Raw genomic sequence first — 18,166 nt, 5'->3', positions numbered from 1 at the left:
AAGGTTGGCGCTGCCCCTCATCCGGCTGCCGCCACCTTCTCCCCGTATAGTGACGGGGAGAAGGGAGCTTACACCAGCGGTTTCAGCGTCACCCACAGCGCGCCGCCGAGCAGGCCGAGAAAGATCAGCCAGCCGACCTGGTTGTTCGATTTGAACAGCCGCAAGCATTGGTCCGGATTGTTGATATCGAGCCTCGCTATCTGCCGCGCCATATGGGCGCCAGCGGCGATCAGCCCGGCCAGCGCTGGCACCGGTGCCTGCGCCGAGGCAAAGGCGATGGCAAAGCAGACCAGCGCGCCGCCATAGAGCCCGACGAGCCAGGTCTTGGTGTTGTCGCCGAACAGGCGCGCGGTCGAGCGCACGCCGACGATGGCGTCGTCTTCCTTGTCCTGATGCGCATAGATCGTGTCATAGCCGATCACCCAGAGGATCGAGCCGATATAGAGCATGACGGCCGGACCATCGAGATCGCCGAACTCCACCGCCCATCCCATCAGCGCGCCCCAGGAAAAGGCGAGGCCAAGCACCAGCTGCGGCCAGTTGGTGAACCGCTTCATGAACGGATAGACGGCGACGATGACCAGCGAACAAATGCCGAGCGGGATCGCGAAGTCGTTGAACTGCAAGAGCACCGCCAGGCCGACCAACGCCTGGATGACGAGGAATATCCAGGCCTGCCGGCGTGTCGCCTTGCCCGACGGCAGCGGCCGCGAGCGCGTGCGCTCGACCTGATTGTCGATGTCCTGGTCGACCAGGTCGTTGTAGGTGCAGCCGGCGCCGCGCATGGCGATGGCGCCGATCAGGAACAGCACGAGATACCATGGTGCCGGCAGCAGCGAGAGCAGCGGATCGCCGGGGCGGGGATAGGCGCTTGCGGCAAGGGCGGCTGACCACCAGCACGGCCACAACAGCAACTGCCAGCCGATCGGCCGGTCCCATCGGGCCAGCTGCGCAAAGGGCCATAGCCAGCGCGGCAGAACGCGGTAGACCCAATGGCCGCTCGGCGCGTCGGCGACGCGGCCCTGCGCTGCTTTCGATTGCACGGTTTCCATCCCGCTGGAGTGGCAGCAGCGGCGAAAGCCGTCAAGCACCCTGAGCATGATCCCGAAAGGTGGGAACCGGTTTTCGGAAAAGATCATGCGCAAGCAAGACAGGACCGGAGGTCCTCGTCAGGTGAAAATATCGTGGGCGGAGAACCAGCCTTTCGCCACATCGATGAAGGCCAGCGCTGCATTCGACAGGCGCTGGCGCGTGTCATGGGTAAGGATGATCCGCTGCATGGGCAGCGGATCGGAGAGCGGTTTGCAGATCAGCGGCAGTCCGTCATAGCTCAGGTCGCCATGCGGGCGGGTGTAGCTGACGGCGACGCCGAAACCATTGGCCACCATGCTGCGCTGCAGCTCGAACGAGCTTGTCCTGGTGTCGGCCACCGGCGAAAGGCCACGGCTGCGGAACAGGTCGAGCATATGCTGCCAGCTGTGCGGCTGGTCGGTGGTAATCAGCGGATAGGCCGCGAGGTCCGCCAGGCTGACGGTCGCACGGCTGGCCAGCGCGTGCCCCGCCGGCAGCAGCGCATGCGGCCTGAGCTCATGCAGCAGGATACGGGCAAAATGGCTGGGCAGGCCGAGATCATAGCTGAGGCCGAGATCGATCGCAGAGTCGCTCAGCCGCCGTCCCAGTGTCTCGAACGTCTCGTCGCGGACGACGATCTCGACGCCCGGACAGCGCTCCGAGAAGGCGCGGATGAGAGCCGGCGCGAAATAGGGCGCAAGATCCTCGAAGCATCCCAGCACCAGCTCGCCGGCGACAGCCGCCTCGCGCGATCCCAAGCCGGCAAGCTCATCCGCCTCGGCCAGCACCTGCTTCGCCTTCGCCACCGCTGTCCGGCCAAACGAGGTCAGCGAAATGCCGCTGCCGCGCTGGCGGACAAACAGTTTCTGGCCAAAATTCTTCTCGACATTGTCGATGGCCACCGAAATCGATGGCTGTGAGACGTTGAGTGTTCGCGCCGCCACGGTGACGCTGCCGTGACGCGCCACGGCGACGAGATAACGCAGCTGTACCAGGGTCAAATTCATAGTCTTCTTCTATGTGTTGCATGGGAAGTTATTATTTTACCTGATGGGCAGCTGCTGCGATAGTCGGTCATCCCCTGAGAGAAGGAAGCGAACCGATGGCTACCCAACACATCGATGCCGAGACAATTGCCGACTACCAGCGCGATGGCGCGGTTTGCATCCGCGGCGCGTTCAAGGACTGGGTCGACATCATCGCCGCCGGCATCGAGCGCAACATGCAGAACCGCAGCGCTGCGGCGTCGGATATCGCCAATGGCAAAGGCAGCTTCTTCGACGACTACTGCAACTGGGAGCGCATTCCCGAATTCGTCGACGTGGTGCGCAATTCGCCGGCTGCCGAACTGGCCGCGGCGGTGATGCAGTCGCGCAGCGCGCAGTTCTTCCACGACCATGTGCTGGTGAAGGAGCCCGGCACGCAGAAGCCGACGCCCTGGCACCAGGACATCCCGTATTACTTCGTCGATGGCAGCCAGACCGTCAGCTTCTGGATTCCGATCGATCCGGTCAAGGAGGCGACGCTGAGGCTGATCGCCGGCTCGCACAAATGGGAAAAGATGGTTCTGCCGGTGCGCTGGCTGAACGATGCCAATTTCTACGCCGGCGAGGGCGACTATCGGCCGGTGCCCGATCCCGACAACGATCCTTCCCTGAAGGTACTCGAATGGGAGATGGAACCGGGTGACGCCATCCTGTTCGACTTCAGGACCGCGCATGGCGCGCGCGGCAACATGACCGCGGCCCGGCGCCGGGCGCTGTCGCTGCGCTGGGTCGGCGACGATGCCCGCTATGTCGAGCGGCCAGGCCGCACCTCTCCGCCCTATCCCGGCCATGACATGAAGCCGGGACAGAAATTGCGCGAGGACTGGTTTCCCACCATCTTCAGCAGCTAAGCCGTCTTCCAGAGCTGACAGAACCGCCGGTTCGACGCATCGGGGACGTTGGTTGCCCAACGTTCCCGTGCGCAATCGGGCTTGAGGGCCGCAAAAGTCTTGACCCGTCGCCCGGCGGGCAATAGCGCAGTCCTTGTCTTGGAATGACAAGGGATGTTGGCATGCGCGTTTTACTGATCGGCTCCGGCGGCCGCGAACATGCCCTGGCCTGGAAGCTTGCCGCATCGCCGCTGCTGACCAAACTCTACGCCGCGCCCGGCAATCCGGGCATCGGCCGCGAAGCCGAGCTGGTGACGCTCGACATTGCCGATCATGCGGCGGTGACCGCCTTCTGCGCTGAGAAGAAAATAGACCTCGTCGTGGTCGGGCCGGAAGGGCCGCTGGTTGCCGGCATTGCCGACGACCTGCGCGCCGCAAACATCCGCGTCTTCGGCCCTCCGAAAGCTGCGGCGCGGCTGGAAGGCTCGAAAGGTTTCACCAAGGATCTTTGCGCGAAATACGATATCCCGACCGCTGCCTATGGCCGCTTCGGCGATCTGGCCTCGGCGAAAGCCTATGTCCAGAAGATGGGCGCCCCGATCGTCATCAAGGCCGATGGCCTGGCCGCCGGCAAGGGCGTCACCGTCGCCATGACGCTGGATGAAGCGCTGGCCGCACTCGATGCCTGTTTTGACGGCTCCTTCGGCCAGGCCGGAGCCGAGGTGGTGGTCGAGGAGTTCCTCACCGGCGAGGAAGCCAGCTTCTTCTGCCTGTGCGACGGCGTTACCGCCTTGCCCTTCGGCACCGCGCAGGACCACAAGCGCGTCGGCGATGGCGACACCGGCCCCAACACTGGCGGCATGGGCGCCTATTCGCCGGCGCCGGTGATGACGGCTGAGATGATCGAACGCACCATGCGCGAGATCATCGAGCCGACCATGCGCGGCATGGCTGAAACAGGCGCGCCGTTTTCAGGCGTGCTGTTTGCCGGGCTGATGATATCGGACAAGGGCCCAAAACTGATCGAATACAACACCCGCTTCGGCGACCCGGAATGCCAGGTGCTGATGATGCGGCTGAAGGACGATCTCCTGGTCCTGCTCAATGCTTCCGCCGATGGCCAGCTTGCCCATACGTCAGTGCGCTGGCGCGATGAGGCGGCACTGACTGTGGTGATGGCGGCGAGGGGCTATCCCGGCGCACCGGAAAAGGGCTCGGTCATCCGCGGCCTCGACGAAGCCGCAGGCGATGGCGTCGAGATATTTCACGCCGGCACCGCCGTCAACAGCGGCGCGCTGGTCGCCAATGGCGGTCGCGTGCTGAACGTGACCGCGACCGGCAAGACCGTCGGCGAGGCGCAGAAAAAAGCCTATGCCGCGCTCGACCGCATCGACTGGTCGCAGGGTTTTTGCCGCCGCGATATCGGCTGGCAGGCTGTGGCGCGCGAAAAGGTCGGCTGAACCTCTAAAACGGGCGAGACAGGCGTTTGCCGCTGTCGAGTTCGGTTGAAGCCGTGCTGACCGGGTCGGCCGCCGCGGTGAAGGCGGCCTCGAGCTGTGCTGGTGAACGCTGCTCTGTCCGTTTCCAGGCGACATACTCGGCAATACCGAAGCGCGAACGCCGCGGCACCGTCTTGACCACCGGCATGCTGAAGCCGTTGCGGAATTTCTGCCAGCGCGTTCCCAGCACCGCGACCATCTCCTCGACCGTCGGCGGTGTCGCCACTGAGGCGTAGGTGATGGTGACATTGCCGGCGAGTCCCGCCTCGCGCGAAACCGGCACCGGTATCGAGGCGAGATAGTCCGCCGGCACGTCGATCAGGCCGCCAAAGGCCCATTGTTGGCGCAGCGCAGCTGCATCCATCGGCGCCACACTGACATCGATATCGTTGGGCGTGCCCGCGACCCGGTAGGGGCAGCGCAACCGGCCGCAATTGGCTTGCGCCGAAAACTGCCAGAGCGCGTAGCCTTGCCAGTTGCCCATCGGAAAATGCACGTCGATGTCCGGCTTGTAGCGCGCATACCAGAGCGGCAGCCGCGACAAGAGCCGGTATTTGTAGCGGTTGTCTGCAATGTACTGGGCCGTCTTGCCGTTGGTGTAGAGCACCGGGAAGCGGCCAATGCGTCGATGCACCTGGCGCACGAACTCTTCGGCATCCTCGAGTGACATCCATTGCGTCGGATCGTTGCCCTCGACATCCAGGGCCATCAGATCGTCCGGCGCCGGTTCGGCGAAATCGATGAAACTGTTGGCCTGATCGATCGGGTTGCCGGGGCGGGCGAGGTGATAAGCACCCCATTTCAGCCCGAGCGCCTTGGCCACCACCTTGCGCGTCTGGAACAGTTCGCGCGTCACCGCATAGCGTTTCCACAGCGTCTTGCAGAGCCTGATTTCGGTCTCGTCGCCGGAACAGAAATAGGGTGGCGGCAGTCCGTCGGAGGCCTTGTTGATGAAGCCGACGACGCGCTTGTCCGTGGCCAGTTGTACCCAGTCGATGGAATTGTATTCGTAGGCGTCGATGACCAGCGCGCGGTCGGCACTCTTCCACGGCTCGGCGAAATCCGAGGCCTGTGTGGCCGGTGTCAGCGCTACCATCGCCGCGAGAGCGAGCACTGAGCGGCGAAAAAGATGCGCCGGCGTTTTCAAACAGGGAATCCCCGCTGACCAAACACCGATGCTGAACCGCTATGGTTAAGGAATTGCTTTTGGGGTCTGAGCCACAGCTGAGACGGCCTCAGGCGCGCCTCGCAGATTTTCAAAATCCGCGTGACAAAGTTTGACGTTTACGTAAAAAGAAGATGGGAGATCCCCCAAAGGCGGATGGTTTTGCGGCCGCGCTGGTCTTAGGGTCGGCCCGGAAAGTCAGGGAGGAGCAAGCGGCATGTACAAGGCACCGGTCGAGGACATTGCCTTCACGCTGAAGCACGTTGCCGGCCTCAAGCCTGCGCTCGATGCTGGCACCTTTGGCGATCTCGGCGAAGACCTTGTCGACGCCATCCTGGCCGAGGCCGGCCGCTTTGCCAGCGAAGAGGTGGCGCCGCTCTACAAGATCGGCGACGAGCAAGGTGCGGTGCTGAAGGACGCCGCCGTCACCATGCCGCTCGGCTGGAAAGCGCTTTATCGCCACTGGATCGACGGCGGCTGGAACGCGCTCTCAGGGCCTGAAGAGTTTGGCGGCCAGGCGTTGCCGACTATGCTCGGCGTCGCCGCGCTCGAAATGTGGAACTCCGCCGCCATGGCCTTCGGCATCGGGCCGACGCTGACCATGGGCGCGGTCGAAGCGCTGGACAAGCATGCCTCACCGGCGCTCAAGGCCAAATATCTGGCAAAGCTCGTCTCCGGCGAATGGATGGGGACGATGAACCTGACCGAGCCGCAGGCGGGTTCGGACCTCGCTGCCTTGCGCGCCCGCGCCGAGCCGGCCGGCGACGGCACCTATCGCATCTTCGGCCAGAAAATCTTCATCACCTATGGCGAGCACGATTTCACCGACAACATCATCCATCTGGTGTTGGCGCGGTTGCCCGATGCGCCGGCCGGCACGCGCGGCATATCGCTGTTCCTGGTGCCGAAATTGCTGGTCGGCGATGATGGGTCGCTCGGCGCCCGCAACGATGTCTTCTGCTCCGGGCTGGAGCACAAGCTGGGCATCCACGCTTCGCCGACCTGCACCATGATCTATGGCGACGGTTTTGAAGGTGCTGCACCCGGCGCCATCGGCTGGCTGATCGGTGAGGAGAACAAGGGCCTCGCCTGCATGTTCACCATGATGAACAATGCCCGGCTTTGCGTCGGCATGCAGGGCGTCGCAGTCGCCGAAGCCGCGACGCAAAAGGCGATCGCCTATGCCAATGACCGCCGACAAGGCAAGGCCGCAACGTACAACGGCGCCGGCATGGCGCCGATCGTCCACCACCCGGACGTGCAGCGCACGCTTTTGACCATGAAGGCGCTGACGCAGATCGCGCGCGCCATCAGCTATTCCTGCGCCCACGCCATCGACAGCGCGCGCGTGTCCACTGGTGACGCGGCGACGCATTGGCGCGACCGCGCCAATCTGTTGACGCCGCTGGCCAAGGCCTTTTCGACCGATGTCGGCGTCGACGTCGCTTCGCTTGGCGTTCAGGTGCATGGCGGCATGGGTTTCATCGAGGAGACCGGGGCTGCAGCGCTTTACCGCGACGCCCGAATCGCGCCGATCTATGAGGGCACCAACGGCATCCAGGCGATCGATCTGGTGGCGCGCAAACTGCCGCTCGGTGGCGGCGAGCATGTGCACGGCTACATCGCCGAACTTGCGGCCGTCGCCAATGCGGTGCGGACCTCCAACCTTGAGGGTTTCGGCCGCACCGCGGAGAACCTCGACCGGACGCTCGACGATCTGATCGAAGCGACGCGATTCCTGCAGAAATTGCTGGCCGACGGTCGCTCCGACGACGCGCTGGCCGGTGCCACGCCCTATCTGCGGCTGATCTCGCTTGCCGCCGGCGGCGCCTATCTGGCGCGCGGTGCGCTTGCCGACCAGAGCCGCATCGCCCTTTGCCGCTTCTTCGCCGAAAACCTGCTTGGCGAGGTGGGTGCATTGAAGGACCGCGTCATTGGCGGCGCTGAAAGCCTTGCCGCTGCCGGCAAGGCACTGATTTCCGCTTGACGTTCACCAGGGTAAAAAGACCGTGACAGACCATATTCTCGTCGAGCGCCAGGGCGCCATCCAGATCATCCGCATGAACCGTCCGGAAAAGAAGAATGCGCTGACGCGCGCCATGTACGCGACGATGTCGGCGGCCTTGGCCGCGGGCGACGCCGATCCGGCGATCCGCGTCCACGTCTTCCTCGGCGTTCCCGGCGCCTTTTCGGCCGGCAACGACCTTGCCGATTTCCTGATCGTCGCCACCGGCGGTGATGGCGGTACCGAGGTCTGGGATTTCCTGATGGCGTTGGCCAAGGTGGAAAAGCCGATGGTCTCCGGCGTCGACGGCATCGCCGTCGGCATCGGCACCACGCTCAATCTCCACTGCGACCTGACCTTCGCCACGCCGCGCACCGTGTTCCGCACGCCCTTTGTCGATCTCGGCCTGGTGCCCGAGGCGGGGTCCAGCCTGCTCGCGCCGCAGGTTCTGGGACGCCAGAGCGCCTTCGCGTTGCTTGGCCTCGGCGAGGGTTTTTCGGCCGAACGGGCAAAAGCCGCCGGGCTGATCTATGAAGTCGTCGAAGAAAACGCGCTCGAAGCCTCGGTGCTGGCCGCGGCCGGCCAGATCGCGGCCAAGCCGCCGCAGGCACTGAAGATCGCCCGCGACCTGATGCGCGGTTCGCGCGACGACCTCATCGCCCGCATTGGCAAGGAAAGCGAGCATTTCCGCGAGCGGCTGAAGTCGGCCGAGGCGCGCGCAGCGCTCACCGCGTTCATGACCAGAAAGAAGTAGCGCAGCCTTCTACCTCCCCTCGATGGGGAGGTCGGCCCGCAGGGTSGGGTGGGGTGAAGCGCCGATTTATCCCTTGAAGCTCCGTCGCGACCAGCTAGCCGGCCTACCGGTGCTCGGTCGCGATGCGGATGCCCAAGCCGATCAGTACGACGCCGGTCACACCTTCGATGCAACGGTGGATCGATGGGCGGCGCAGGAAATCTCCCGCCTTGGCGACCAGCGTTGCGTAGAGTGCCAGCCAGGTGAACGTCATGACGGCGAAGACCGCTCCGAGACCGAGCAACGCTGAAAAACTCTCCCCGCCCGACGGCACGAATTGTGGCAACAGGCTGGCGAAGAACACAGCCATCTTGGGATTGCCGAGATCGCTGATCAAACCCTGCCGATAGGCGTTCGCCGCCGTCAGCCGTCGTGCTTGTCCGACAATAGCGCCGGCACTCTGACGATGTGATGGCCGAACCGCTTCTTGCAACGCCTTGAAGCCGAGATAGACGAGATAGGCGGCACCTACATATTTGACCGCAAGGAACAGAGGTTCTGAAGCGACGAGCAGCGCGACAATGCCGGCGCTGGTGGCCAGAGCCCAGATTATCTGGCCACTGGAAATGCCAAGCGCGGTAAACACGCCGCCCATGCGTCCGCCGAGCAAGGTGTTGCGAATGGTGATGGCGGTGTCGGGGCCGGGCGTGGCAATCACGAAGAACGAGACACCGAGAAAGGCAAGGAACAGGTTCATGGGGACACCCTTTCAGCCGAGATGGCTTTTCGGAAACACCTATGGATAAAGCCTTGTCTTGTCCCAACCGCCCTTGGCGTTGCGCGAAAAGACGACGCGGTCGTGCAGCCGGAACGGCCGATCGTGCCAGAACTCGATCGTCTGCGGGACGATGCGAAAGCCCGACCAGTGTTTTGGCCTGGGGATTTCGCCGATCGGATAGCGCGCCGTGTATTCGGCAACGGCCTTTTCCAGGGCGAAGCGGCTTTCCAGTGGCCGCGACTGTTTCGAGGCCCACGCGCCGATGCGGCTGCCGCGCGGCCGTGTCGCATAATAGGCGTCCGCTTCCGCGTCGCTGACGATCTCAACCGGCCCGCGGATGCGCACCTGCCGGCGCAGCGATTTCCAGTGGAAACACATCGCCGCCTTCATGCTGCCAAGAATCTCGCGGCCCTTGGCGCTCTCGAAATTCGTGTAGAAGACAAATCCCTCCTCATCGAACCCCTTGAGCAGCACCATTCGTACATCCGGCATGCCATCGGCATCGACGGTCGCCAGCGCCACGCCGTTGGCATCGTTGATTTCGCTCTTCGTCGCATCGTTCAGCCACGTGGCAAAGAGGCGGAAAGGTTCGGCCGCCTCGGTAAAGTCACCGCTTGTTAACTCTGAGTCGCTCATAGTTTTCCCAAATTTGTCGCTGGCTGGGGGAGATTGCCGATTGTCGCGTATCGCGCAAGCTTTTGACAGCAGGCACTGGAGCGTTATCGCTTCGGCCAGCGTCAAAGCTGCGATCATGAGGGCTGCGATCGTGGCGACCGCTTTGCCGCTCGCCGCTTGCGGGGCAGGCGGCTTCAGCCTTGAAAAGGCCGAGGTCGATCGCTCAATCCTCACCGCAAGCGCGCCTGACCCGACCGCGCCGCTCGATCAGGATAGCGCCTCCGACCAGGCCACGATCCGCAACGCCGTGTCTTCCGCCGACATCGAGGAACTTGCCGGCCAGGCCGTGCCGTGGGCGAATGCCGACACCGGCTCGCGCGGCTCAATCACCGAACTGGTCGAACTCAAGGACAACGGCCAGACCTGCCGCCGCTTCAAAGCCTCGCGCGAAAGCTTCGATGGTGTCACGATGTTCCAGGGCGAAGTGTGCCTGGCCGGTGCCGGTGCCTGGCGTGTGCAGGACTTCAAGGCGCTCTGAGATTCGCGTCGATATCCGGTTCACGGCACTGGAATTTCTTCCTATACAGACGCATATGAAAGGCGACTGTAAATTCACCCTTCTTGCAGGCAGGAATCATGCGCGACCCCTATGAGGTGCTGGGCGTTGCCAAAAACGCATCGGCCAAGGACATAAAATCGGCGTACCGCAAACTCGCCAAGAAGCATCATCCGGACCAGAACCCGAATGATCCCAAGGCGAAGGACCGGTTTGCTGCTGCCAACCAGGCTTACGAGATCGTCGGCGACGAGAAGAACCGGGCCGCTTTCGATCGCGGTGAGATCGACGGCGACGGCAAGCCGCGTTTTCAGGGCTTTGAAGGTGCAGCGGGCGGTGGCGGCGATCCCTTCGGCGGCTTTCGTCGCCAGCAGGGTGGCGCGGGCGGCTCGCGATTCGAGTTTCGCTCGGGGCGTCCGGGCGGCGATCCGTTCGACGGCAACAGCGACATCTTCAGCCAGATCTTTGGCGATGCCTTCTCCGGGCAGCGCGGCGCCGGCGCGGGCGACCGCCGCCAGGCGCCGACCGGCGCCGACCTCAACGTGACGCTTGACGTCACCATCGAGGAAGCGGCGACCGCCGAGAAGGTGACGGCGATGTTCCCCGACGGGCGCAAGGTCGCGGTCAAGCTCCCCGTCTATGTCGAGGACGGCCAGACCATCCGGCTGAAGGGGCAAGGCGAACAAGGACCTGGGCAGCCGGGCGATGCGCTGGTCAAGATCCATATCCGCCGCCATCCACGCTACCGCGTCGAGGGCCGCGACCTGCATGCCGACCTGCCGGTGGCGCTGGCCGATGCGGTGTTGGGCGCCAAAGTGCCGGTCGAGACGCCGACCGGCAAGCTTGCGGTCAACATTCCCGCATGGTCCAGCTCGGACAAGGTTTTGCGGCTGAAAGGCCGCGGCCTGCCGGAAAAAGCCGGTGGTCATGGCGATCTCTACGCCCATGTTCGGCTGATGCTGCCGGAGGGCGGCGACAGCGAACTCGAGACGCTGATGCGCAGCCGAAAAGGCTAGAGCCGGCGTTTTGTCCCCCGAACTGTCGGTTTTGTGCGCTTGAAGGGACTCTGTGCCTGTGCGATAGGCTCTCCACAAAGCAGAAAATCTTGCGGAGAGCGCTCACATGGCGGGTGGACAGGGCATTATGGCCGGCAAGCGCGGGCTTATCCTTGGCGTCGCGAACAACAGGTCGATCGCCTATGGCATCGCCAAGGCCTGCGTCGACCATGGCGCCGAGATCGCGCTGACCTATCAGGGCGAGGCGTTCAAGAAGCGCGTCGAGCCGCTGGCCGCGGAATTGGGCGCGCATATCGCCGGCCATTGCGACGTGACCGATCCGGCGAGCCTCGATGCGGTGTTCGCCGACATTGCCAGGCACTGGGGCAAGCTCGACTTCCTCGTCCACGCCATCGCCTTTTCCGACAAGGACGAGCTGACCGGCCGCTATGTCGAGACGACGCGCGACAATTTCCTGCGCACCATGGATATCTCGGTGTTTTCCTTCACCACCATCGCCAAGCGCGCCGAGCCGCTGATGACCGATGGCGGCTCGCTGCTGACGCTGACCTACTACGGTGCCGAAAAAGTGATGCCGCACTACAACGTCATGGGCGTCGCCAAGGCGGCGCTCGAAGCCAGCGTGCGTTATCTCGCCGTCGACCTCGGGGCCAAGAAGATCCGCGTCAACGCCATCTCCGCCGGCCCGATCAAGACGCTTGCCGCATCCGGCATCGGCGACTTCCGCTACATCCTGAAGTGGAACGAGTACAATTCGCCGCTGAAGCAGACGGTGACGCAGGAGGAGGTCGGCGATTCCGGCGTCTATTTCCTGTCCGACCTGTCGCGCGGCGTCACCGGCGAGATCCACCATGTCGATTCCGGCTACCATGTCGTCGGCATGAAGGCGGTCGACGCACCTGACATTTCGACCGTCAAGGACTAGTCCCCGCGAATACCACCGCTCGCCCGCCTGCCACGACGTTCTTCCGGAAGACCTGATGTATCCGCTCGTCTACATCGTGCGCCACGGCCAGACGCAGTGGAACGCCGACTTCCGGCTACAAGGGCAGGCCGACACAGACATAAACGTGCTCGGCCGCGAGCAGGCGACTGAAAATGGCCGACATCTGGCTGAATTTATCCATAACCCCGAAGATTTCGACTTTGTCGCCAGCCCGATGCGCCGCACGCGCGAGACGATGGAGCGCATCCGCGCGGCGATGCAGCTCGATCCGCACGCCTACCGCACCGATCCGCGTCTGGTCGAGGTGCACTTTGGCGACTGGCAGGGTTTCACCTTTGCCGAAATCGAGGCCAGGGATCCCGGCTCGACCAAGGCGCGCCGCCGGAACAAATGGAATTTCCAGCCACCGGGCGAGGGCGCCGAGAGCTACCAGATGCTGCTCGAACGGATAAGGCCGTGGCTCGATGCGCTCGACCGCCAGACAGTCTGCGTCACCCATGGTGGCGTCATACGGACCTTGTTTCGTCTGGTGGAAGGTGTTTCCGAACGAGAGGCGGCGCGCCTGGAAGTGCCGCAGGATCGCGTGCTCCGGCTGGATGGCCGGAGCCTGGCGTGGCTGTAGCTGTCATTCGATGTAGGTCACCGTACCCGTTTGTAGGTCATAGATCGCCGCGACAATCTTCAGCGTCCCCGCCGCGGTGAGACCGGCCAACAGCTTGCTCGAAACGGTCAGGCGCCGCGCGGTTCTGCGCGCGCTCTCTTTGGCGGCGTTGTCGACGAAATCGCCTTTTTCGCTTCGCACGGCGATCGCCGCGGGCAGGATTGGTTCGATCATTGGGCCGATCGCGCCCGGATAAGTCGCGTTCTTGGCGACCACGTCACATGCCGCCTTGACGGCGCCGCAGCTTGTGTGCGCCAGGACGACGATCAACGGCGAGCCGAGCACCGCCGCGCCGTATTCGACCGTGCCGAGCGTGGCTGTGTCGACGAGATTGCCGGCATTGCGGGCGACGAACAATTCTCCAACGCCGTGGCCGCCGAAGATCAGCTCCGGCGGAACGCGACTGTCGGCGCAACTGATGATCGTGGCCCAGGGTGCCTGATGTGCGGCGACAGCGTTCCTCTGCGCGGCAAGGTCGATCGAGCAGAGTTCCGGGTGACTGACGTAGCGTTCGTTGCCGGATTTCAGCGCAGCAAGCGCTTCATCGGGGGGCAGCGCGGGCGCAGCCTCTGCGGCGCGTGCCGACCAGGAAACCCCACCAAAACCGATCGCGACCAGTCCCGCGCCGACCTTGAGAAAGCCCCTCCGGTCAACCCCTTTGCGCTTGCAGTCGCTGCACATTGTTCGGCTCCATCGCCGATCTTCTGATGGTGGTCGAAATCCACCGTGGCTTTATCTGCAGACTGAGATTGCGCCCAAGAAACGGTGCTGGCAAGGGCCAGCCTTTACCCAAAACACCTCAACGCCGGGAGTCGAAACGGGTGATGACAGACGACGGCTCAGCAGCCGTTCCAAAGTGGCGCAAGTGCCCTACAAAGGCTGGTGCCCGTCACTGGAGAGCCGGAAATCCTACTCGGTATCAGGCAGTTCCATATCGGTGACGACATTCTCGCCATTGCTCACATCATAGGCGATGACGATGTCCATGCCCGGCTTCAGCGCATCGAGATCGGTTTCGGCGTTCAGCTTGTAGGATTTGCCGTCCTCCAGCGTCAGCGTCAGCGCGTCCTTGTCGACCGTCTTGATCAGGCCTTCGGTCTGGCCGGCATAGGCGGCGGTGGAAATCAGCAACACGGCGGCAACAGCGCCAATCAGGCTACGCATCATCGTCCTCTTTGTCATTGCGCCGGCACGATGGCGGCGAGTGTCCAACGGGTGAATGGAACAGAGCAGAAACCAACCGAATGTGTCAAAACTAAATCCGCCAGATCACAGTTTGACCCCTGTGGAAAACGCCAATAGAACGCAGCCCATGGATCGACCTGAAGTCGGTCAGGGCTGGTTTCTATGTCTCACAACACGTTCGGCCATCTTTTCCGTGTCACCACCTGGGGCGAAAGCCATGGCCCGGCGCTCGGCTGCGTCGTCGACGGCTGTCCGCCCGGCATCCGCTTCACCCGGGCAGAAATCCAGGCCGATCTCGACAAGCGCCGCCCGGGCCAGTCGCGTTTCGTCACCCAGCGTCGCGAACCCGACGAGGTGAAAATCCTGTCCGGTTTCATCCTTGACGAGGATGGCGAGACGATGATCACCACCGGCACGCCGGTGTCGATGCAGATCGACAATGTCGACCAGCGCTCCAAGGACTATGGCGAGATCGCCCGCCAATACCGGCCGGGTCATGCCGATTACACCTACGAAACCAAATACGGCGTGCGCGATTATCGCGGCGGCGGCCGCTCCTCGGCCCGCGAGACGGCGGCGCGGGTAGCGGCAGGCGCGCTCGCTCGCAAGGTGGTACCCGGCATGGTGGTGCGCGGCGCGCTGGTGTCGATGGGCGTCAAATCCATCGATCGCGCCAACTGGAACTGGAATTTCATCGGCGACGCCGAGAACCCGTTCTTCACCCCCGATCCGGCCTCGGTCGCAGTCTTCACCCAATATCTCGACGGCATTCGCAAGGCTGGTTCCTCGGTCGGCGCGGTCATCGAGATCGTCGCCGACGGCGTGCCCGCAGGCCTCGGCGCGCCGATCTACGCCAAGCTTGACCAGGACATCGCGTCTGGCCTGATGTCGATCAACGCCGTCAAGGGCGTCGAGATCGGCAACGGTTTCGAAGCCGCCCGCATCACCGGAGAAGAGAATGCCGATGAGATGCGCATGGGCAATGACGGCAAGCCGGTTTTCCTGTCCAACAATGCCGGCGGCATTCTCGGCGGCATCTCGACCGGCCAGGCGATCATCGCGCGTTTCGCCGTCAAGCCGACCTCGTCGATCCTGACGCCGCGAAAGTCGATCGACAAGGACGGCAACGACGTCGATATCATGACCAAGGGCCGCCACGATCCCTGCGTCGGCATCCGCGCCGTGCCGATCGGCGAGGCGATGGTTGCCTGCGCTATTGCCGATCACTATCTGCGTCATCGCGGCCAGACCGGACGCGTCTGATCTTCAACCTTGCCATTCGAGCGGAAGCGGGACGACATGCCTTACGACCAGAAGAAAATCGTCGAGGCCCTGCGCGCCTTCGAGCGCGGCGAGATCGTCGTCGTCATGGACGATGACGGGCGCGAGAACGAGGGCGATCTGATCGTCGCCGCCGTCCACTGCACGCCGGAAAAGATGGCCTTCATCGTCCGCAACACCTCCGGCATCGTCTGCACGCCGATGCCGCGCGAGGAAGCCAAGCGGCTCAACCTGTCGCCGATGGTCGCCGACAATGATTCGGCCCACACCACCGCTTTTACCGTCAGCGTCGACTTCAAGCATGGCACCACGACCGGCATTTCGGCCGACGACCGCACGCTGACCGTGCGCAACCTTGCCAACGGCAATGTCGGCGCCTCCGACTTCGTCCGCCCCGGCCATATCTTCCCGCTGATCGCCCGCGAGGGCGGTGTGCTGATGCGTTCGGGCCATACCGAAGCCGCGGTCGACCTGTGCAAGCTCGCCGGCCTGCCGCCGATCGGCGTCATTTCCGAACTGGTCAACGATGACGGCACCGTCATGCGCGGCCCGCAGGTACAGGCCTTTGCCGAAAAGCACAGCTTGAAGCAGATTTCGGTCGCCGACCTCATCGCCTACCGCCAGCGCAAGGAAACGCTGGTCGAGCGCGTCGCCTGTTCCGACATCGACACGCCTGGTGGCAAGGCGCAGGTCTTCACCTACACGCTGCCCTGGGACTCGATGCACCACGTGGCGATCGTCTTCGGCGACATCCGCGACGGCGAGGATGTGCCGGTGCGGCTGCATTCCGAGGATGTGGTCAGTGACGTGTTCGGCACCAGCCACAAGCTCGACGGCATCATGCAAACGATGGGCGAGCGCAAGCGCGGCGTCATCGTCTATCTCAGAGAGGGTTCTGTCGGCGTTGCCCATCAGGAGCGCAAGCGTCCCGCTCCCACCGATCGCGAGGATCACGAAGAGGCACGCCGCCGCGAAAACGAATGGCGCGAGATCGGCCTCGGCGCGCAGATCCTCAAGGATCTCGGCATTTCCTCGATCAACCTGATCGCCTCGCGCGAGCGCCACTATGTCGGCCTCGAAGGCTTTGGCATCCATATCGCCAAGACCGAGATTTTGTAGTTCGTGCAAGAGTGACGCATCGGAAGGATTGCGGGCAGGTCGCATGCGTTGGCGATTGGCTGGAGCCTCCGTGCAGTCGTCATCCTATGGCGAAGCAAGGAGCGAAGCGACGCGGCGCAGACCATAGGATCCATGCCGTGAATTCGACACGCTGCGACGGTTCAGAATTCTGCTCCGCTGCACTTTAGGGCAAAAGTCGCGGCATGGATCCCAGGGTCTCCGCGACGGAGCTTCGCTCCTGCTTCGCCCTGGGATGACGACGTCCCGGAGGCCGCTGCCAATTCTGAACGTCCGCGTTCTCGACACAGACGGCTGGATGCTTGTCCACGTCACTCGGTCGGGATTGCAGCTGCGCACCCGTCCAGTTCGCAGTCATGGGTGGCCAGGCTGTGCATGCCGAGCAGCACGGTTGTCAGCGCCAGCCCACCCGACGCGACGGAAACCCAGAAGCCGTTCTGTGCACCGAACGCATCCACCACCGCGCCGGCGGCGAAGGAACCCAGCGCCATGCCGATGCCGATGCCGGTGGTGACCCAGGTGATGCCCTCGGTCAGCATAGCCTCCGGCACGCGCCGCTCGATCAGGCCGAATGCGGTGATGAAGGTCGGCGAGATCGCTAGGCCGCTGAGGAACACGGTCAGCGCCAGCAGCGGCACCGTGTCGGCAACCAGCAGCGGCAGCGTGGTGAGCGTGATGACGGCGATCGCGATGGCCAGCTGGTGTTGTAGCGGCGTTTTCAGGTTCAAGGTGCCGATGATGATGCCGACGACGAACGATCCCAGCGCATAGACGCCGATGACGAGGCTGGCAGCACCTGGCAGGCCAAGCTCCTTGGTGATCGCCACGGTGCTCACTTCCGTGGTCGCAAAAGTCGCGCCGATAAAGATCAGGGCGAAGGTGATGATCTGAACGGCGCGCAGGCGGATTGCCGAGCCGCGCGAACCGTGTCCCACCGGCCGCACCCGCGGCTCGGTCGTGCGCTGCAGGATGAAGGCCATCGAGCCGAAGGCGAGGAACAACGTGCTCGCCAGCATGCCCGCTTCCGGGAGCAGGGCGACGCTCAGGCCCACCGATAGCGACGCCCCGGCGACATAGACCAGCTCGTCAGCTGCCGATTCGAAGGCGAACGCGGTGTTCATCTCGGGGCGATCCCGAAAAATCTCGGTCCAGCGCGCGCGCACCATTGCCGGAATGCTGGGCATGGCGGCGGCCATCAGCGCCGACACGAACAGCGTCCATATCGGCCAGTGCTGATTGGCCGCCGCGATCAGGATCACGAAAGCCAGCACAGAAAGGACCGTGGTCGGCACGACGATGCGGGTCTGGCCAAGGCGGTCCACCAGCCTGGATATCTGCGGCGCTAGAAAGGCATTGGTCAATGCGTATGTCGCCGAGACAGCGCCGGCCAGCCAGTATTCGCCATGCGTCTGCGACAGCATGGCGACGATCCCGATCGGCGCCATGGCGATCGGCAGCCGGGCAACGAAGCCGGCGGCGGCGAAACCTTTGGCGCCAGGGGCGCGAAAGATTTCCGAATAGGGATTTCGCATGGTCTGGCTCCTCGACAAAGGCCGGTTCGACAATTACATACGTTGCGTATGAATGTCAAATAGAGCATACGCCGCGTATGTAAATTGGCATACGAGACGTATGTTAGTAG

The 18,166-nt window shown here is 63.6% G+C and carries 18 protein-coding genes; 10 read left to right on the top strand and 8 right to left on the bottom strand.

Going from position 1 to position 18,166, the window contains the following annotated elements; genetic code table 11:
- Positions 1 to 68: 68 nt before the first annotated feature.
- Both ubiA and AC1DXU_RS11365 read right to left on the bottom strand, forming a co-directional pair.
- Positions 69 to 1,052 (bottom strand): 4-hydroxybenzoate octaprenyltransferase, encoded by a 984-nt coding sequence (ubiA, locus tag AC1DXU_RS11370; RefSeq protein WP_477368941.1) that lies wholly within the window; start codon positions 1,050 to 1,052, stop codon positions 69 to 71.
- 117 nt (positions 1,053 to 1,169) lie between these two features.
- Positions 1,170 to 2,078 (bottom strand): LysR family transcriptional regulator, encoded by a 909-nt coding sequence (locus tag AC1DXU_RS11365; RefSeq protein ID WP_477368189.1) that lies wholly within the window; start codon positions 2,076 to 2,078, stop codon positions 1,170 to 1,172.
- A gap of 95 nt (positions 2,079 to 2,173) precedes the next feature.
- Here AC1DXU_RS11365 and AC1DXU_RS11360 point away from each other — a divergent pair, with 95 nt between their 5' ends.
- Complete coding sequence (locus AC1DXU_RS11360; RefSeq protein WP_477368186.1) at positions 2,174 to 2,968, top strand: phytanoyl-CoA dioxygenase family protein; 795 nt, start codon at positions 2,174 to 2,176, stop codon at positions 2,966 to 2,968.
- 161 nt (positions 2,969 to 3,129) lie between these two features.
- Positions 3,130 to 4,407 carry a phosphoribosylamine--glycine ligase gene (purD, locus tag AC1DXU_RS11355; protein WP_477368183.1) on the top strand — a complete coding sequence of 426 codons (1,278 nt, stop codon included), beginning with the start codon at positions 3,130 to 3,132 and terminating at the stop codon, positions 4,405 to 4,407.
- A gap of 4 nt (positions 4,408 to 4,411) precedes the next feature.
- Here the strand turns inward: purD and AC1DXU_RS11350 are convergent, their stop codons facing one another.
- Complete coding sequence (locus tag AC1DXU_RS11350) at positions 4,412 to 5,542, bottom strand: glycoside hydrolase family 25 protein (RefSeq protein ID WP_477368939.1); 1,131 nt, start codon at positions 5,540 to 5,542, stop codon at positions 4,412 to 4,414.
- A gap of 286 nt (positions 5,543 to 5,828) precedes the next feature.
- Here AC1DXU_RS11350 and AC1DXU_RS11345 point away from each other — a divergent pair, with 286 nt between their 5' ends.
- Together AC1DXU_RS11345 and AC1DXU_RS11340 are read left to right on the top strand one after the other, a co-directional pair.
- The gene (locus tag AC1DXU_RS11345; RefSeq protein WP_477368180.1) at positions 5,829 to 7,598 is read left to right on the top strand and encodes an acyl-CoA dehydrogenase; all 1,770 of its coding nucleotides are present in this window, start codon (positions 5,829 to 5,831) and stop codon (positions 7,596 to 7,598) included.
- A gap of 22 nt (positions 7,599 to 7,620) precedes the next feature.
- The gene (locus AC1DXU_RS11340; protein ID WP_477368177.1) at positions 7,621 to 8,370 is read left to right on the top strand and encodes a crotonase/enoyl-CoA hydratase family protein; all 750 of its coding nucleotides are present in this window, start codon (positions 7,621 to 7,623) and stop codon (positions 8,368 to 8,370) included.
- A gap of 103 nt (positions 8,371 to 8,473) precedes the next feature.
- On the opposite strand, the gene AC1DXU_RS11335 is transcribed toward AC1DXU_RS11340, so the two are convergent.
- A complete protein-coding gene (locus AC1DXU_RS11335; protein ID WP_477315944.1) occupies positions 8,474 to 9,106 on the bottom strand; it encodes a LysE family translocator in 633 nt (210 codons plus the stop codon).
- 39 nt (positions 9,107 to 9,145) lie between these two features.
- Complete coding sequence (gene pdxH / locus AC1DXU_RS11330; RefSeq protein WP_477368175.1) at positions 9,146 to 9,763, bottom strand: pyridoxamine 5'-phosphate oxidase; 618 nt, start codon at positions 9,761 to 9,763, stop codon at positions 9,146 to 9,148.
- A gap of 40 nt (positions 9,764 to 9,803) precedes the next feature.
- On the opposite strand from pdxH, the gene AC1DXU_RS11325 reads away from it, so the two are divergent.
- The 4 genes from AC1DXU_RS11325 (at position 9,804) to AC1DXU_RS11310 (ending at position 12,882) form a co-directional block, all read left to right on the top strand.
- The gene (locus AC1DXU_RS11325; RefSeq protein WP_477368172.1) at positions 9,804 to 10,280 is read left to right on the top strand and encodes an RT0821/Lpp0805 family surface protein; all 477 of its coding nucleotides are present in this window, start codon (positions 9,804 to 9,806) and stop codon (positions 10,278 to 10,280) included.
- Positions 10,281 to 10,378: 98 nt separating this feature from the next.
- The gene (locus AC1DXU_RS11320; protein WP_477368170.1) at positions 10,379 to 11,314 is read left to right on the top strand and encodes a DnaJ C-terminal domain-containing protein; all 936 of its coding nucleotides are present in this window, start codon (positions 10,379 to 10,381) and stop codon (positions 11,312 to 11,314) included.
- Between the two features lie 106 nt (positions 11,315 to 11,420).
- Positions 11,421 to 12,239, top strand: coding sequence for an enoyl-ACP reductase FabI (gene fabI / locus AC1DXU_RS11315; RefSeq protein ID WP_477368167.1), 819 nt, complete (start codon positions 11,421 to 11,423; stop codon positions 12,237 to 12,239).
- A gap of 55 nt (positions 12,240 to 12,294) precedes the next feature.
- A complete protein-coding gene (locus AC1DXU_RS11310) occupies positions 12,295 to 12,882 on the top strand; it encodes a histidine phosphatase family protein (protein WP_477368164.1) in 588 nt (195 codons plus the stop codon).
- Between the two features lie 3 nt (positions 12,883 to 12,885).
- Here AC1DXU_RS11310 and AC1DXU_RS11305 read toward each other — a convergent pair whose 3' ends face one another.
- Positions 12,886 to 13,602, bottom strand: a complete 717-nt coding sequence (locus tag AC1DXU_RS11305) for a carbonic anhydrase (protein WP_477368161.1) — start codon at positions 13,600 to 13,602, stop codon at positions 12,886 to 12,888.
- Positions 13,603 to 13,830: 228 nt separating this feature from the next.
- Positions 13,831 to 14,085, bottom strand: coding sequence for a DUF1344 domain-containing protein (locus AC1DXU_RS11300; RefSeq protein WP_477315958.1), 255 nt, complete (start codon positions 14,083 to 14,085; stop codon positions 13,831 to 13,833).
- A 183-nt stretch (positions 14,086 to 14,268) separates the two neighbouring features.
- On the opposite strand from AC1DXU_RS11300, the gene aroC reads away from it, so the two are divergent.
- Both aroC and ribB read left to right on the top strand, forming a co-directional pair.
- On the top strand, positions 14,269 to 15,369 hold the full coding sequence (gene aroC, locus AC1DXU_RS11295) for a chorismate synthase (RefSeq protein WP_477315960.1): 1,101 nt from the start codon (positions 14,269 to 14,271) through the stop codon (positions 15,367 to 15,369).
- Between the two features lie 36 nt (positions 15,370 to 15,405).
- Complete coding sequence (gene ribB, locus AC1DXU_RS11290) at positions 15,406 to 16,506, top strand: 3,4-dihydroxy-2-butanone-4-phosphate synthase (RefSeq protein ID WP_477368158.1); 1,101 nt, start codon at positions 15,406 to 15,408, stop codon at positions 16,504 to 16,506.
- A gap of 329 nt (positions 16,507 to 16,835) precedes the next feature.
- Here ribB and AC1DXU_RS11285 read toward each other — a convergent pair whose 3' ends face one another.
- Complete coding sequence (locus AC1DXU_RS11285) at positions 16,836 to 18,056, bottom strand: MFS transporter (RefSeq protein ID WP_477368155.1); 1,221 nt, start codon at positions 18,054 to 18,056, stop codon at positions 16,836 to 16,838.
- Positions 18,057 to 18,166: the final 110 nt, after the last annotated feature.

The sequence above is a fragment of the Mesorhizobium sp. P3_A10 genome (genome assembly GCF_056403175.1).
This window is presented reverse-complemented; position numbering and strand designations above follow the sequence as displayed.